Genomic DNA, 14,750 nt, shown 5'->3' with positions numbered 1-14,750 from the left:
GTCGGCCGCCGCGAACGCCGCTCCACAAGCTCCGCGATTCTCGTTCACGCGGCCTCCTCCCCTGCGCCCGTCATGGCCGAACCGAGCTCGGTCGGCGTCACCGTCGCCGGATCCGCCTCACGGACGAGCCTGCCGCGGAGCATCACGCGGATCGTGTCGGACAGTCCGATGAGCTCGTCCAGATCCGCCGAGACCAACAACACCGCCAGCCCGTCGTGCCGGGCCGCGCGCATCTGCTCCCAGATCAGCGCCTGAGCCCCGACGTCCACGCCGCGGGTCGGATGCGCGGCGATCAGCAGCACCGGCTCCCCCGACAGCTCCCTGCCCACGACGAGCTTCTGCTGGTTGCCGCCGGACAACGCGCCGGCCAGCACCTCCACGCCCGGCGTGCGAACGTCGTACTCCTCGACGACGCGCTCGGTGTCCCGCCGCGCCGCGCCGGGATCGATGAGCCGGCCGTTCGACACGGGTTTGCGGGTCTGATAGCCGAGGATCCGGTTGCTCCACAACGGCTGCCGCAACAGCAGCCCGTGACGGTGGCGGTCCTCGGCGATGTAGCCGATCCCCGCCTCCCGCCGGGCCAACGTGCCCAGGCGCGTGATGTCGCGCAGCCCGCCGCCCGCGTCGGCCAGCTCGACCGTGCCGGCCGACGCCTTGCGCATCCCCATGATCGTCTCGACCAGTTCGGTCTGGCCGTTGCCCTCGACACCGGCGATGCCGAGGATCTCGCCCGCACGCACGGTCATCGACACGTCGTCGAGCACCGCCCGCTCGCTGTCGTCCGCGTCGAGCCGCAGCCCGCTGACCCGCAGCACCGGGCGGTCCGTCACCGTCGACTCGCGGGTCTCCGGGCTCGGCAACTCCGACCCGACCATCATCTCGGCCAGCTCCCGCGAGGTGACCGTGGCCGGGTCGACGGTGCCCACGGTCGTGCCGCGGCGGATGACCGTCACCTCGTCGGCGATCGACCGCACCTCGTCGAGCTTGTGGGAGATGAAGATGAACGTGTAACCGTCGGAGCGCATCTCGCGGACCGTGTCGAACAGCGCGTCGACCTCCTGCGGCACCAGCACGGCCGTCGGCTCGTCGAGGATGACGATGCGCGCGCCGCGGTAGAGCACCTTCACGATCTCGACCCGCTGCCGGTCGGCCACGCCGAGGTTCTCCACCAGGGTGTCCGGGTCGACGTGCAGGCCGGTCCGCTCCGCGAGCTTCGTCAGTTCGGCCCGCGCCTTCCGGCCCATGCCGTGGCGGCCCTCCGCGCCGAGCAGCACGTTCTCCCGCACCGTCAGGTTGTCGGCGAGCATGAAGTGCTGGTGCACCATCCCGATGCCCGCCTTGATCGCGTCCTGCGGGTTGCGCAGCTCCACGACCCGGCCGCCGACGGAAATGGTGCCCTCGTCCGGCTGCTGCATCCCGTAGAGGATCTTCATCAGCGTGGACTTGCCCGCGCCGTTCTCGCCGCACACGGCGTGGACCTCGCCGGCGCGCACGGTCAGGTGCACGTCCGAGTTGGCCACCACGCCTGGGAAGCGTTTGGTGATACCGGTGAGTTCGACCACCGGTTCCGGTTCGGTCATCTGTTCTTTCGCCTCGTTCGAGCGGGCTGGATTGGCGGAGTCGCCGCAGGCGGCGGACCCTTCGTGGGCGACAGGCCGGTGAGCATGCCGCCACGCGGAGCGATCAAAGCAGATACGCGCGCTCCGGTGCGGGAAAAGCGCCGGGAAAGCAGCGCGTGGGGCTCGCGGGCGGCGTCACACCGCCCACGAGCCCCACGCACCCGTCAGGCCTCGATCGGCCCGGCTTCAGCCTTCGGGGGTGTCGGACACCTCGATGTCACCGTCCACGATGGCCTTCTTGTAGCCCTCGAGTTCCTCGGTGACGTCCTCGATGGCCGGGTTGGACTTCGAGTAGCCCACACCGTTGACCGACAGGTCGAACCGCTTCGGCAGGTCGTCCGGGTCGCCTTCGGCGACCGCGGCGATGTAGTCGTACACCGCGACGTCGACCTTCTTGAGCATCGACGTGACGATGACGTCCTTCACGTCGGCCAGCGTCTTCTGCTTGTACTGGTCGGAGTCGACACCGATGGCCAGCGCGTCGTTGGCCGCCGCCGCCTCGAACACGCCCTGCCCGGACGCACCGGCCGCGTGGAACAGCACGTCGGAGCCCTGGCTGATCATCGACTTCGACTTGACGTTGGCCTTGGCCGGGTCGTTGAAGCCGCTGATGTCACCGGCCGGCGTGAGGTACTCGCTCTTGACCTCGATGTTGTCGCCGCCCGCGGCCTCGACACCCTGCTGGAAGCCCGCCTGGAACTTCTGGATCAGCGGGGTCTTCACGCCGCCGACGAAGCCGACCTGGCACTCGGACGTCTTGTACGCCGCGGCCACGCCGGCGAGGAAGGAGCCCTCCTCCTCGGCGAACACCAGCGGAGTCACGTTCTTCTCGTCGACGGAGTTGTCGTCGACGAGCGCGAACTCGGTGTCCGGGTACTGCGGCGCGACCTTGCCGACGGCCTCGGCGTAGGCGAACCCGACCGCGATGATCGGGTTGTTGCCCTGCTCGGCCATCTGCCGCAGTCGCTGTTCCTTCGCGGCTTCCGACTCGGTACTGGCGGCCGGGCTCTCGCTGCCCTTCTCGGCGCCGAAGTCCTCGACGGCCCTGTCGACGCCCGCGGCCGCCGCGTCGTTGAAGGAGGCGTCACCCCGGCCGCCGACGTCGAAGGCGAGGCCGATCTTGTGGTCGCTCGCATCGACGTCACCGTGTTCGGTGGTCTTCTCTGTTGCGCTGCCCTCGGGCGCGGCGGGGGCCTCGTTGGTGACGCAGCTGCCCGGTTCGCCACCGCCGCCGTCACCCGCTGCCTGGTTCCCATCGCCCCCGGAATCCTTGGCGCAGCCCGCCATTGCCAGCACGCCGGCCATGGCGATTGCCGCCAGCGCTCCACCACGCTTTCGCCGCACGGTGTACTCCCTCCCCGCCTTGCGGGCGGACGAACTGAAAATGTGCCCGGTTCATCGGGCGGACTGGCGAACCGTACCGCTCCGTGACCTACACGGCAGCCACACGGAACCCCGCGTAATCCAAATGTTTAAGTTCCGGCCAATCCTGCCGTGTAGAGCTCACGCAGCGTTACCTCCGAACGTCGCGAAACCCCGACGAGAGAGCCCCCAAGGGCACCCTGGTTGCGTTGAATGCAACCAGGGTGCCCCCGGGGATCTCTCGACGCTGCGGGTCGCCATGGCGAACGGGAGGTCTCCGACGGCGGAGATACACCGGATGGTGTGACGCCCGCGACGCCACGGAAGGCCCCGCCTGCAGTAGGGCTCACGTGCGCGATGTCTGGTCGATCACAGCTGGGAACCCGAGGTTGAGCCCGATATGTGGGACAGGTCTAGCATTCGGCGCGTATAAGACGCTCGGGTCACCATGACCTCGAAAAAGACGCGGTCCTGCCGGGCGGAGAAGTCCATCAGTGACGTTGGAGGCCGTACACCGATGTCCACCACTGCGAGCACCGCCCCCGAGGCCGGTGCGAGTGATCGGGCGGGCGCCTCACGCCGGAGCGGAACGTTCTACCGCGGCGACCCCGGCATGTGGTCCTGGGTAGCGCATCGCGTTACCGGGGTGCTCACCTTTTTCTTCCTGTTCGTGCACGTGCTCGACACGGCGCTCGTCCGGGTTTCCCCGAACGCCTATGACGAGGTTATCGAGACCTACAAGACGCCTTTCGTCAACCTCCTCGAGGTGGGTCTCGTCGGCGCCGTGCTCTACCACGCGCTGAACGGCATCAGGGTCATCCTGGTCGACTTCTGGGAGAAGGGACCCAAGTACCAGCGCCCGATGTTGTGGACCACCCTCGGCATCTGGGTACTCGTGATGATCCCGGGCACGTATTTCATGCTCGCGCGCACGGTGAGCGAAATGTTCGGAGGCGGCCACTGATGAGCGAATCGCTGACTCTCGACAAGCCGCGCTCCCCGCGGCGCCCCGCGGCCCGGCGGAACAACTTCGAGCTCTACAGCTGGGCGTTCATGCGGATCTCCGGCCTCGCGCTGGTGATCCTGGTGCTGGGCCACCTGTTCATCATGAACATTCTCGACGGCGGCGTGCACCGCATCAACTTCGCCTTCGTCGCGGGCCGCTGGTCCTCGCCGTTCTGGCAGTTCTGGGATCTGGCGATGCTCTGGCTGGCCCAGCTGCACGGCGGAAACGGCCTGCGCACGATCATCGACGACTACGCACGCAAGGACACGACGCGCTTCTGGCTGAAGATGCTGCTGTACGTCGCCATGGCCGTCATCCTCGTGCTCGGCACGCTGGTGATCTTCACGTTCGACCCGAACATCACGGCCTGAACCCCACCACACGGAGACTTCTCATGCAGTTCCACAAGTACGACGTGGTGATCGTCGGGGCTGGTGGCGCCGGCATGCGCGCGGCGATCGAAGCCGGTCAGCGCTCCCGCACGGCCGTGCTCACCAAGCTGTACCCGACGCGGTCCCACACCGGCGCTGCGCAGGGCGGCATGTGCGCCGCGCTGGCGAACGTCGAAGAGGACAACTGGGAGTGGCACACCTTCGACACCGTCAAGGGTGGCGACTACCTGACCGACCAGGACGCCGCGGAGATCATGGCCAAGGAGGCCATCGACGCGGTGCTGGACCTGGAGAAGATGGGCCTTCCGTTCAACCGCACCGAGGAAGGCAAGATCGACCAGCGGCGCTTCGGCGGTCACACCCGTGACCACGGCAAGGCCGCCGTGCGCAGGGCCTGCTACGCGGCCGACCGCACCGGGCACATGATCCTGCAGACGCTGTACCAGAACTGCGTCAAGCACGGCATCGAGTTCTACAACGAGTTCTACGTACTCGACGTGACGATGTCGAAGGACGAGAACGGCGAAGAGGTCGCCTCCGGCGCGATCGCCTACGAACTCGCGACCGGTGAGATCCACGTCTTCCAGGCCAAGTCGATCGTGTTCGCCACGGGCGGTTTCGGCAAGGTCTTCAAGACGACGTCGAACGCGCACACCCTGACCGGCGACGGCATGGGCATCTACGCGCGCAAGGGCCTGCCGCTGGAGGACATGGAGTTCTACCAGTTCCACCCGACCGGCCTGGCGGGCCTTGGCATCCTGCTCACCGAGGGCGCCCGCGGTGAGGGCGCGATCCTGCGGAACGAGTCGGGCGAACGGTTCATGGAACGCTACGCCCCGACGATCAAGGACCTCGCGCCGCGCGACATCGTCGCCCGTTCGATGGTGCTCGAGGTGCTCGAAGGCCGGGGCGCGGGCCCGCACAAGGACTACGTGTTCCTCGACTGCACCCACCTCGGTGAGGAGGTCCTGGAGACCAAGCTGCCGGACATCACCGAGTTCGCGCGCACCTACCTGGGTGTCGACCCGGTGCACGAGCCGGTGCCGGTGTACCCGACGGCGCACTACGCCATGGGCGGTATCCCGACGAACGTCAAGGGCGAGGCGCTCAAGGACAACGACACCGTGATCCGCGGCCTGTACGCGGCGGGCGAGGCGGCGTGCGTGTCGGTGCACGGTTCGAACCGGCTCGGCACCAACTCGCTGCTCGACATCAACGTGTTCGGCCGCCGCGCCGGCATCGCCGCCGCCGAGTACGCGAGCGAGGCCGACCACCTCGAGCTGCCCGAGAACCCGGCCACGATGGTCCAGGGCATGGTCGACCACCTGCGCACCGCATCGGGCGGTGAGCGCGTGGCCGACATCCGCAACGAACTGCAGCAGACGATGGACACCAACGCGGCCGTGTACCGCACCGAGGACACGCTGAAGCAGGCGCTGTCCGACGTGCAGGCGCTCAAGGAGCGCTACGGCCGCATCGCCGTCCACGACAAGGGCAAGCGGTACAACACCGACCTGCTCGAGGCCATCGAGCTGGGCTTCCTGCTGGATCTGGCGGAGATGCTGGTGAACGCGGCGCTCGCGCGCAAGGAGTCCCGCGGCGGTCACGCCCGCGAGGACTACCCGGACCGCGACGACACCAACTTCATGCGGCACTCGATGACGTACAAGATCCTGCCGGAGAAGGAGGACCCGGACGCGCCGCTGGGCCTCACCGGGTTCACGGCCGACCTGCGGCTGGATTACAAGCCGGTCGTCTTCACCCGGTACGAGCCCATGGAGCGGAAGTACTGATGCGTACTGCCGCACCGCACGCGGAGGATGTGAAATGACAGCGGTAGCTGAACCCACCAACGACACGTCGCAGATCCCGGCTCCGGAAGGCTCCGTCACCATCACGGTGAAGATCCTGCGGTTCAACCCGGAGATCGACAACGAGCCGCACTGGGAGTCCTACGACGTCCCGGCGCTGCCGACCGACCGTGTGCTGAACCTGCTGATGAACATCAAGAACTACGCGGACGGCACGCTGTCGTTCCGCCGTAGCTGTGCACACGGCATCTGCGGGTCGGACGCGATGCAGATCAACGGCATCAACCGCCTGGCCTGCAAGGTTCTGGTCAAGGATCTGCTCGCGAAGGAAGGCAAGCAGACCACGGTCACCGTGGCGCCGATCAAGGGCCTGCCGACGATGAAGGACCTCTATGTCGACATGGAGCCGTTCTTCGAGGCGTTCCGTGCGGTCAAGCCGTACCTGATCGCCTACGGCAACGAGCCGACCAACGAGCGCTACCAGTCGGCCGCCGACCGTGAGCGGTTCGACGACACGACCAAGTGCATCCTGTGCGCCTGCTGCACCTCGTCGTGCCCGGTGTACTGGGCCGACGGCTCGTACTTCGGCCCCGCCGCGATCGTCAACGCGCACCGGTTCATCTTCGATTCGCGCGACGAGGCGGCCGAGGAGCGGCTGGACATCCTCAACGACACCGAGGGCGTGTGGCGCTGCCGCACGACGTTCAACTGCACCGACGCCTGCCCGCGCGGCATCCAGGTGACCAAGGCGATCCAGGAGGTCAAGCGCGCGCTGCTGTTCAAGCGCACCTGACCACGCCGATCACGAAAAAGGGGCGTCCCGGCTCACGACGAGCCGGGACGCCCCTTTTTCGCGTGTCCTGCACCCAGCCCCGCGTGTCCTGGCACCCAGCCCCGCGTGTCCTGCACCCGTGTTGCGGATTCGGGGGCCCGTGTTGCGGATTCGGGGGAGCCGTGTTCGCACCCGCCCGTCGTCGCCCGGCCACCATTCGCCACCGGCTCGGCGTGGTCACAGGTCGTCGCAGGCCGCCCGCATTCCGGTGACCGCCTGCCGGAAATCGGCAGTGTCGTCCGCCATGGTCTGCCGGACGAGCAGATACGGCTTCGCGAACGCCTCGGCGAACTGCTCGAGCGCCGGATCCTCCTCCGCCGCTGCGTTCGCGAGCTCGACGGCTGCGGCCCACCGGCGGTACTCACCCATGCTCTTCTCCGACGGCACGCCGGGCTCGACCCGCTCGGCGACCGCGCAGGCCGCGGCCGCATCGGCCTCGGCTGCCTCGCCCGGCCCCGACGTCAGCCACCACGTCAGACCGACGCCGCCACCGCCGAGCACGAGCCCGGCCACGGCAGCCACCACCAGCGGAAGCCGGCTCACGCGCCCGTTGTGCGTCGATTGGTGGAGCGATGGCGACAGCTGCCCGGGCGACTGCGGCTGCCCGAGCGACTGCGGCTGGTGGAGAGCCTGCGGCTGATACGCCTGCCGATGAGGCTCCGGCTGCTGCGGGTACCGGGACGATTCGCTCATGTCCCTCCGACCGCGTCGGCCGCCCACGCGTTGCGTCGGATCGGAGTCGTCACCCAACCGTCATCAACGGCCGAGTCGACGCCGCATTCCGAGTTCACTCGTCGCCGGCCGAGCTCCGCCGTGTGCGCAGGGCGCGCAACCCGCGCCAGCCGAGGACGCCGATGATCGTGCCCAGCACGAACGAGACGATCGCCAGTACCAGGTGCACCCAGAAGAACGGCGTCGGCGAGCCGTCGGCCGCCCACGCGTTGTCGCTGCTCCACAGATTGCGGGCGAACGTGATCCAGATGACCCACGACCACACGCCGAAGGCCAGCAGGAACGCCGAGACACCGCGAGACATGCGCATGGGACCAGTCTGCTCACATGACGCCCGTCACCCCACATCGGGGGATTCACCTGCGTGATGCCACCGATCCGTGGCTAACCTTCCCAGGTGCATACAGCTCGGATCCGGGGTCTGGTGATCGCCGTACTGGCGGGGCTCGTCGTGGCGAGCGCGCCACTGGTGCCGGCGGCGACACCCGCGGCGCGTGCCCAGTCGAACTGCCCGAACGCGACGCTGCCGCCGCCTCCGGTCGACGAGTCGGAGGAGCCCGCGCCCGGACAACGGGCGCCGGCTCCGTTGCCGGTGCCCACCGACACTCCGGGCGGTGGCAGGTTGGGTGAATGCGGGCTCGTCCTGCCGCAGGGTGCGCCGCGGCCGCCGCAGCCGCTGACGGCGAAGAACTGGCTCATCCAGGACCTCGACAGCGGGCAGGTGCTGGCCGCCCGGCATCCCCACGGCAGGCAGCGGCCCGCCTCGCTGATCAAGACGCTCCTCGCGCTGGTGGTGATCGACGAGCTCGACGCGGAGCGTGTCGTCAGGCCGACGAAGGAGGACGCCGATCAGGAATGCTCCTGCGTCGGTATCGAGGCCGGCTCGCCGTACACGGTGCACGACCTGTTGCTGGGCCTGATGATGGAGTCCGGCAACGACGCGGCGCACGCGCTGGCCACCGCGCTCGGCGGGGTTCCCGAGGCGTTGCGGAAGATGAACCGGCTGGCGCGCCGCCTGGGTGCGACCGACACCCGCGCGGCGACCCCGTCCGGACTGGACGGGCCGGGCATGGTGACGTCCGCCTACGACCAGGCCCTGCTGTACCGGTACGCGTTGACGAAGCCGCGCTACGTCGAGGCCGTGAGCACCCGGCGGATCCAGTTCCCCGGCGCGCGTGGTGAGCCGTCGTACCCCGTGACCAACGACGACCGGCTGCACACCGAATACCCGGGGTTCCTCGGCGGCAAGACGGGTTTCACGAGCGACGCGCGGCACACCTACGTCGGCGGCGCGGAACGCGACGGCCGCCGCATCTCGGTCGTGCTGCTGCGCGGCGAACAGCGGCCGATCAAGCTCAGCGAGCAGGCGATGAACATGCTCGACTACGGCTTCCGGCTGGCCGCGGCGGACACGCGCGGCGTCGGCAGGGTCACGACAGCTCCCCCGCCGTCGCCGCGGTCCACCCGGACGCAGGCGGCGGGCGACGAGGGGAACGAGACCGGTCGCGCGGACAACGGCCGTGAGACCGCGGCACGTGCCGCAGGTGACGAGGGGCAGTCGACGAACGTCGGCTGGATCATCGGGATCGTGATCCTCGTGGCAGTCGCGACGGGTGTCGGCATCGCGCTCACGCGGGACGAGCAGCTCTGACGTCAGTCACCCGCCGTGCCGTCGGCCGACCTGGTCGCTGCGGCGGGACTCCCGGCGGAGCCGGTACCGGTGGCGGGACTCCCGGCGGGGCCGGCCTCGTCGGCGGCGTTCTCGGCGGGGCCCGTCCCGGCCGGGTCGGCCTTCGACGGCAGCGTCTCCCTGGCCAGCAGCCACAGCACGAACCCGCCCGCGGCGATGACCCCGGTGACCGCGAACGCGGCGGTGAACGACCACTGCTCGGCGATCGCGCCTGCGGCAAGTGGGCCGACCACCGCGCCGACGTCGGCAGCCATCTGGAACCCGGCGAGCACGGAACCGCCGCGTGCCTTCGCGCCGAGAACGTCGGCGAGGGCCGCGTTCTGCGACGGGTTGAGGCATCCCGAGCCGATGCCCGTCACCACGGTGGCGGCGAGGAACAGCCACGTGTTGTCGGTGAGGCCGAGCGACACGGCGCCGACGGCGAGCAAGGCCAGCCCGGCGAGTGCGGGCGGCTTGCGGCCGTGGGTGTCGGCGAACCGGCCCGAGCCGAGCAGTACGAGCGCGTTGGCCCCGGCGAACAGGGCGAGCGCCAGCCCGGCGAACGTCTCGTCCTTGTCCAGTACGGCCTCGACGAACAGCGGGATCAGCGACATGCGCACGCCGAGCACGACCCAGCCGTTGGTGAGGTTGGACGTGAGCGCGGCCCGGTAAGTGGGGTGGCGCAGCGCCTCGCGGAACGTCATCGTCGGCGCTTCGTCCTCGTCGGCACGAGAGGCCAGGTCGGAACGGCGCAACTGCCAGTACACGAGCACGGTCGCCGCCACGAGCGCCACGCCGTACACGAGGAACGGTGCGCGCAGCGACACCGCGACGAGCCCGCTGCCCAGCACGGGACCCGCGACGCCGCCGAGCAGGAAGCTCGTGCCCCACAGTCCCGACGCGCGGCCGCGCAGCTGCGGCGGGGAGATGCGGATGAGCAGGCCGATCGCCGACACCGTGAACATCGTCGAGCCGACGCCGCCGATCGCGCGGAACAGCAGCAGCTGCCAGTACTCGGCGGCGAAGGCGCACAGGATCGTCGAGGCGGCCACGATCGACACGCCCCACAGGTACGTCGGCCGCTCGCCGAACCGGGTCACCAGCCGCCCACTCACGGGCGCGAACAGCAGCCGTACCAGGGCGAACGCGCTGACCACGAACGAGGCGGCGGTCAGGCCGACGTCGAAGCTGTGGGCGAAGTTCGGCAGGGCAGGCCCGATGATGCCGTAGCCGATCGCGATGAGGAAGCTCGCACCGACGAGGACGTACACCTCGCGGGGCAGGCGGGCCGGACCCGAGGGGTCGTCGGCGGCGATGCCGGGTTCACCGGCGGTATCCGAGATGTCGTCGGAAGTGGCGCCGGAGGCGTCATCGGAACCGGTTCCCGGGGCTCGATTGGTCACTGCACACTCCTTCCGGAGCGAGCCTAGTGACCTTCGCGGGAAACGGCCCCCGGTCGCGCCGGCCCCAGCCGCGGGCAGGCGTCAGTGCCGTTTGCGGCCGAGCCAGCCGAGCAACGCGCCGACGCCGAACGCTCCCGCGGCCGTACCCACGCCGGCGCCCCGGCGGACGGTGACGCTCGGGCGGACGATGGTCGCCGGCGGCGGCTCGACGACGCGGACCTGGTTCTCCCGCGCGGTCGCGGTCCAGGCGGTAACGAACAGCAGGAAGCGCGAGACCAGGTTGGCGAACACGAGCAGACCGATGATCGGGCCGAACAGGGCGCCGCTGGGCGAGCTCGTCACGCTGGCGAGGTAGAACGACCCCACGTTCTTGAGCAGTTCGAATCCGAGCGCCGCCAGAACGGCACCCTTCACCGCGCTGCGCGGGTTGACCTTGTCCCGCGGAAGCTGGGAGATCACCCAGGTGAACACGAGGACGTTCGCGGTGAGCGAGAGCACGACCGTCGCTGCACGCAGCGCGTACTGGGCCCACACGTAGTCGTCGAGTCCGACCAGGCCGAGCAGCCACGCTCCCGCGGCACCGCCGACCGCTGTGAGGCCGAACGACAGCACGAGCGCCGCGCCGAGGCCGACCAGCGCCAGCAGGTCCTTCAGCTTCGTGGACAGGAACGGCTTCTTCGCCGGCTCCTGCGCCCACTGCGCGGTGAGCGCGTCCCGGAGGTTACCCATCCAGCCGAGCCCCGAGTACAGCGCACCGAGCAGACCGACCACACCGAGTCCGGCGCGAGCCTCGGTGACCGACTCGACGATCTCTTCCAGGAACCCCCGCAGTCCCTCGGGAGCCGACGTGACGATGCCGTCCTTCAGCTCGTTCATCAGCTCCTGGTTGCCCGCCAGCACGAAGCCCGCGACGGAGAAGGCGACCATCAGCAGCGGGAACAGCGACAACACCGAGAAGTAGGTGATCGCGGCGGCGTAGTGGTTGCCGTGCCGCTCGGTGAAGGCGTCGCCCGCTCTGACCACGTGGTCCAGCCACGGATACTTGCGCCGCATCCGCGGCAGGAGCCCCTCTTTTTCCGCCTTCTGCTCTGTCACGCGCAGGAAGCTAACGGCGGGAGACATACGGGTGCAAACCGACGCGCACACCGTCGGTGTGCACCACCCACCCGGGCGGTGCACACCGGCGCCCTGCCGTGACCTGCTCGTCCATCCCAGGGCACCAGGGCACCCGAGCAGCAGGCCCCCAGGGGCACCCTGGTTGCGCTGAGTGCAACCAGGGTGCCCCTGGGGGCGTTCAACGGGCGCGGCGGCCTACACGGCGGGCTGCAGGGTGCGGCCGTAGGTCGTGCCGCGCTGCCTGGCCGGGCGGCCCGCCAGCTCGGCGAGCTTGCCAAGTTCGTCGGCGGTGCGCGAGGAGCCGTGCTCCGAACCGGCCATCCGCGAGATGGTCTCCTCCATGAGCGTGCCGCCGATGTCGTTGGCGCCGCCGCGCAGGATCTGTGCCGTCCCATCGTCGCCGAGCTTCACCCAGGAGCACTGCACGTTGTCGATCAACCCGTGCAGTGCCAGCCGCGCGAAGGCGTGGACGGCCCGGTTGTCCCGCATCGTCGGGCCGGGGCGCGCCACGCCCGCGAGGTAGATCGGCGCGTTGTGGTGCACGAACGGCAGCGCGACGAACTCGGTGAACCCGCCGGTCTCCCGTGCGACACCGCCGAGGACGCGCAGGTGGCCGAGCCAGTGGCCAGGGTGGTCGACGTGGCCGTACATCATCGTGCTCGACGACGGGATGCCCACGCGGTGCGCGGTCGTCACGACGTCGATCCACGTCTTGGCAGGCAGCTTGCCCTTGGTGAGCACCCAGCGGACGTCGTCGTCGAGGATCTCGGCGGCCGTGCCGGGAATCGAGTCGAGTCCGGCGTCGCGCAGTTCGGTGAGCCACTCCTGGATGCTCACGCCCGCCTTCGACGCCGCAGACACGACCTCCATCGGCGAGAACGCGTGGACGTGCATGTCCGGCACGGCCTTCTTGATCGCGCGCACGATGTCGGCGTAATAGCTGACGGGCAGTTTCGGATCGATGCCACCCTGCATGCACACCTCGGTGGCGCCAGCCTCGGACGCTTCGACCGCACGAGCGGCCACCTCGTCGGTGGACAGCCTGAAGGCGTCGGCGTCCCGCTCCCGCTGGGCGAACGCGCAGAACCGGCAGCCGACATAGCAGACGTTGGAGAAGTTGATGTTGCGGTTGACGACGTAGGTGATGTCGTCGCCCACGACGTCGGCTCGCAGGTCGTCGGCGAGCCGCGTCATCGTCTCGAGCGCGGGCCCGTCGGCGGTGAGCAGTGCCATGGCCGCCTCGGCGTTGGACTCGTCGAGCAGCGCGGCCGGGTTCTGCTCGGCCAGCCGGAGTCCCTCACGCGCCTCGGTGTCCAGCCGCTGCGGTCCGTTGTGGACACTGTCGCGCAGGGCGTCCCAGTCGCCGTAGACGCTGTCGAAGTCGCCGCGCCGGTCGGAGGTGCGCCCCTCGGTGTCGATGGTGGCGTTCAGGTCGGCGCGCCCCGTGGTGTCGAGGCCGCCGTCGGGTTCCTGCCATTCGCGGCCGGCGACCTCCGCGGACTCGTCAGCGAGACCGTCCTTAGTGGATAGTGCGTGGACGTGGCCGTGCAGCCGGATGTCGATCCACTTCTCCGCGTCCCGGACGTACTTCGGATACGCCGTCAACCGCTCTCGCAGGTCGAATCCGGCGTCGGCGGTCCATCGGGCGAGCTCGTCGATCTGCGGCCACGGCGCCTCGGGGTTGACGTGATCGGGCGTGACCGGCGAGACGCCACCCCAGTCGTCGATGCCCGCGCGCAGGATGAGCGAGTGCTCGTCGCCGACGAGGTTCGGCGGGGCCTGCACGCTGACCCCCGGCGGCATCAGCAGACGTGCGACGGCGACCGTCGCGGCGAGGTCGGCCAGGTCGGCGTCCTCGTGGGAACGCATCGCGGTGTCCGGTTTGGACCGGAAGTTCTGGACGATGATCTCCTGCACGTTGCGGTATTGCCGTGCCCGCTTGCGGATCTCGTGGAGCGACTCGGCGCGTTCGGTGATCGTCTCGCCGATACCCACGAGGATCCCCGTCGTGAACGGAACACCGACACGGCCCGCGTCGTCGAGCACACGCAGCCGCACGGCCGGTTCCTTGTCGGGGCTGCCGTAGTGCGGACCGCCCTTCTCCGACCACAGTCGTTCGGCGGTGGTCTCCAGCATCATGCCCATGCTCGGCGCCACGGGCTTCAGGCGTTGCAGCTCCTCCCAGCTCATGACGCCGGGGTTCAGATGAGGCAGCAGGCCCGTCTCCTCCAGCACGGCGATCGCGCACGACCGCACGTAGTCCAATGTGGAGTCGTAGCCGCGTTCGTCGAGCCACTGCCGGGCCTCCGGCCACCGCTCCTCGGGCCGGTCGCCGAGCGTGAACAGCGCCTCCTTGCATCCGGCGGCGGCACCGGCGCGGGCGATGTCGAGCACCTCGTCCCGTTCCAGGTAGATCGACTCCGCCTTGCCGGGCACCGTGACGAACGTGCAGTAGTGGCACCGGTCCCGGCACAGGTGCGTGAGCGGGATGAAGACCTTGCGACTGTAGGTGACGACACCGGTTCTGCCCTGGTCGGCCAGATGGGCCTCACGTACGCGGCTCGCGATGTCCAGCAGCGCGTTCAGGTCGTCACCGCGGGCGTGCAGCAGGACGGCCGACTCGGTGACGTCGAGCGAGGAACCGTCGGCGGCCCGTTTCAGGGCGCGGCGCATGGCCGACGACGACGGTGCGGGTTCGGGCGGCGGAAGCGAGATCTGGCGAGCCATGCTCCCGACAGTATTCGCCGGACCACCGTGACGCTAAGACTGAGAACTCACACCCGGCCGGAGCACGAACGCGGGTAACGT

General features: G+C 69.3%; 12 protein-coding genes. 5 read left to right on the top strand and 7 right to left on the bottom strand.

From position 1 onward, the window contains the following. Positions 1–44: 44 nt before the first annotated feature. Together LY12_RS19875 and LY12_RS19870 are read right to left on the bottom strand one after the other, a co-directional pair. Positions 45–1,580 carry an ABC transporter ATP-binding protein gene (locus LY12_RS19875; RefSeq protein ID WP_253858825.1) on the bottom strand — a complete coding sequence of 512 codons (1,536 nt, stop codon included), beginning with the start codon at positions 1,578–1,580 and terminating at the stop codon, positions 45–47. Between the two features lie 225 nt (positions 1,581–1,805). Further along, positions 1,806–2,924, bottom strand: coding sequence for a BMP family lipoprotein (locus LY12_RS19870; protein ID WP_253858931.1), 1,119 nt, complete (start codon positions 2,922–2,924; stop codon positions 1,806–1,808). 574 nt (positions 2,925–3,498) lie between these two features. Between LY12_RS19870 and sdhC the strand changes: the two genes are divergently transcribed. Genes sdhC through LY12_RS19850 form a run of 4 tightly spaced genes read left to right on the top strand, consistent with a single transcriptional unit; the run spans position 3,499 to position 6,983 of the window. After that, positions 3,499–3,945 (top strand): succinate dehydrogenase, cytochrome b556 subunit, encoded by a 447-nt coding sequence (sdhC, locus tag LY12_RS19865; RefSeq protein ID WP_253858824.1) that lies wholly within the window; start codon positions 3,499–3,501, stop codon positions 3,943–3,945. Then, positions 3,945–4,358 carry a succinate dehydrogenase hydrophobic membrane anchor subunit gene (locus LY12_RS19860; RefSeq protein WP_183645943.1) on the top strand — a complete coding sequence of 138 codons (414 nt, stop codon included), beginning with the start codon at positions 3,945–3,947 and terminating at the stop codon, positions 4,356–4,358. Before sdhC ends, LY12_RS19860 begins: the two co-directional genes overlap by 1 nt. 23 nt (positions 4,359–4,381) lie before the next feature. Beyond that, positions 4,382–6,172, top strand: a complete 1,791-nt coding sequence (gene sdhA, locus LY12_RS19855; RefSeq protein WP_253858823.1) for a succinate dehydrogenase flavoprotein subunit — start codon at positions 4,382–4,384, stop codon at positions 6,170–6,172. Between the two features lie 34 nt (positions 6,173–6,206). Then, on the top strand, positions 6,207–6,983 hold the full coding sequence (locus LY12_RS19850) for a succinate dehydrogenase iron-sulfur subunit (protein ID WP_253830796.1): 777 nt from the start codon (positions 6,207–6,209) through the stop codon (positions 6,981–6,983). Positions 6,984–7,199: 216 nt separating this feature from the next. On the opposite strand, the gene LY12_RS19845 is transcribed toward LY12_RS19850, so the two are convergent. Further along, a complete protein-coding gene (locus tag LY12_RS19845; protein WP_253858822.1) occupies positions 7,200–7,715 on the bottom strand; it encodes a hypothetical protein in 516 nt (171 codons plus the stop codon). A 94-nt stretch (positions 7,716–7,809) separates the two neighbouring features. Then, on the bottom strand, positions 7,810–8,064 hold the full coding sequence (locus LY12_RS19840; RefSeq protein ID WP_253858821.1) for an SCO4848 family membrane protein: 255 nt from the start codon (positions 8,062–8,064) through the stop codon (positions 7,810–7,812). Positions 8,065–8,151: 87 nt separating this feature from the next. On the opposite strand from LY12_RS19840, the gene LY12_RS19835 reads away from it, so the two are divergent. Continuing rightward, positions 8,152–9,405, top strand: a complete 1,254-nt coding sequence (locus LY12_RS19835; RefSeq protein WP_253858820.1) for a D-alanyl-D-alanine carboxypeptidase — start codon at positions 8,152–8,154, stop codon at positions 9,403–9,405. A 2-nt stretch (positions 9,406–9,407) separates the two neighbouring features. Here the strand turns inward: LY12_RS19835 and LY12_RS19830 are convergent, their stop codons facing one another. From LY12_RS19830 to LY12_RS19820, 3 genes are all read right to left on the bottom strand, one after another. Next, positions 9,408–10,739 (bottom strand): MFS transporter, encoded by a 1,332-nt coding sequence (locus LY12_RS19830; RefSeq protein WP_253858930.1) that lies wholly within the window; start codon positions 10,737–10,739, stop codon positions 9,408–9,410. A 168-nt stretch (positions 10,740–10,907) separates the two neighbouring features. Beyond that, complete coding sequence (gene yhjD / locus LY12_RS19825; protein WP_253858819.1) at positions 10,908–11,948, bottom strand: inner membrane protein YhjD; 1,041 nt, start codon at positions 11,946–11,948, stop codon at positions 10,908–10,910. A 189-nt stretch (positions 11,949–12,137) separates the two neighbouring features. After that, on the bottom strand, positions 12,138–14,669 hold the full coding sequence (locus tag LY12_RS19820) for a bifunctional FO biosynthesis protein CofGH (protein WP_253858818.1): 2,532 nt from the start codon (positions 14,667–14,669) through the stop codon (positions 12,138–12,140). Positions 14,670–14,750 lie beyond the last annotated feature (81 nt).

Source organism: Prauserella alba (genome assembly GCF_024171735.1).
Classification (GTDB): domain Bacteria; phylum Actinomycetota; class Actinomycetes; order Mycobacteriales; family Pseudonocardiaceae; genus Prauserella; species Prauserella alba.
Note: the sequence above shows the minus strand (reverse complement) of the source record. Positions and strands in the feature narration are given on the sequence as shown.

Excerpts from the sequence above, each read along its gene's own strand:
- LY12_RS19850 (WP_253830796.1), top strand. The coding sequence starts at position 6,207 with ATGACAGCGGTAGCTGAACCCACCAACGACACGTCGCAGATCCCGGCT.
- yhjD (WP_253858819.1), bottom strand. The coding sequence starts at position 11,948 with ATGTCTCCCGCCGTTAGCTTCCTGCGCGTGACAGAGCAGAAGGCGGAA.
- LY12_RS19870 (WP_253858931.1), bottom strand. The coding sequence starts at position 2,924 with ATGGCCGGCGTGCTGGCAATGGCGGGCTGCGCCAAGGATTCCGGGGGC.
- LY12_RS19875 (WP_253858825.1), bottom strand. The coding sequence starts at position 1,580 with ATGACCGAACCGGAACCGGTGGTCGAACTCACCGGTATCACCAAACGC.
- LY12_RS19840 (WP_253858821.1), bottom strand. The coding sequence starts at position 8,064 with ATGCGCATGTCTCGCGGTGTCTCGGCGTTCCTGCTGGCCTTCGGCGTG.
- sdhA (WP_253858823.1), top strand. The coding sequence starts at position 4,382 with ATGCAGTTCCACAAGTACGACGTGGTGATCGTCGGGGCTGGTGGCGCC.
- LY12_RS19845 (WP_253858822.1), bottom strand. The coding sequence starts at position 7,715 with ATGAGCGAATCGTCCCGGTACCCGCAGCAGCCGGAGCCTCATCGGCAG.
- sdhC (WP_253858824.1), top strand. The coding sequence starts at position 3,499 with ATGTCCACCACTGCGAGCACCGCCCCCGAGGCCGGTGCGAGTGATCGG.
- LY12_RS19820 (WP_253858818.1), bottom strand. The coding sequence starts at position 14,669 with ATGGCTCGCCAGATCTCGCTTCCGCCGCCCGAACCCGCACCGTCGTCG.
- LY12_RS19860 (WP_183645943.1), top strand. The coding sequence starts at position 3,945 with ATGAGCGAATCGCTGACTCTCGACAAGCCGCGCTCCCCGCGGCGCCCC.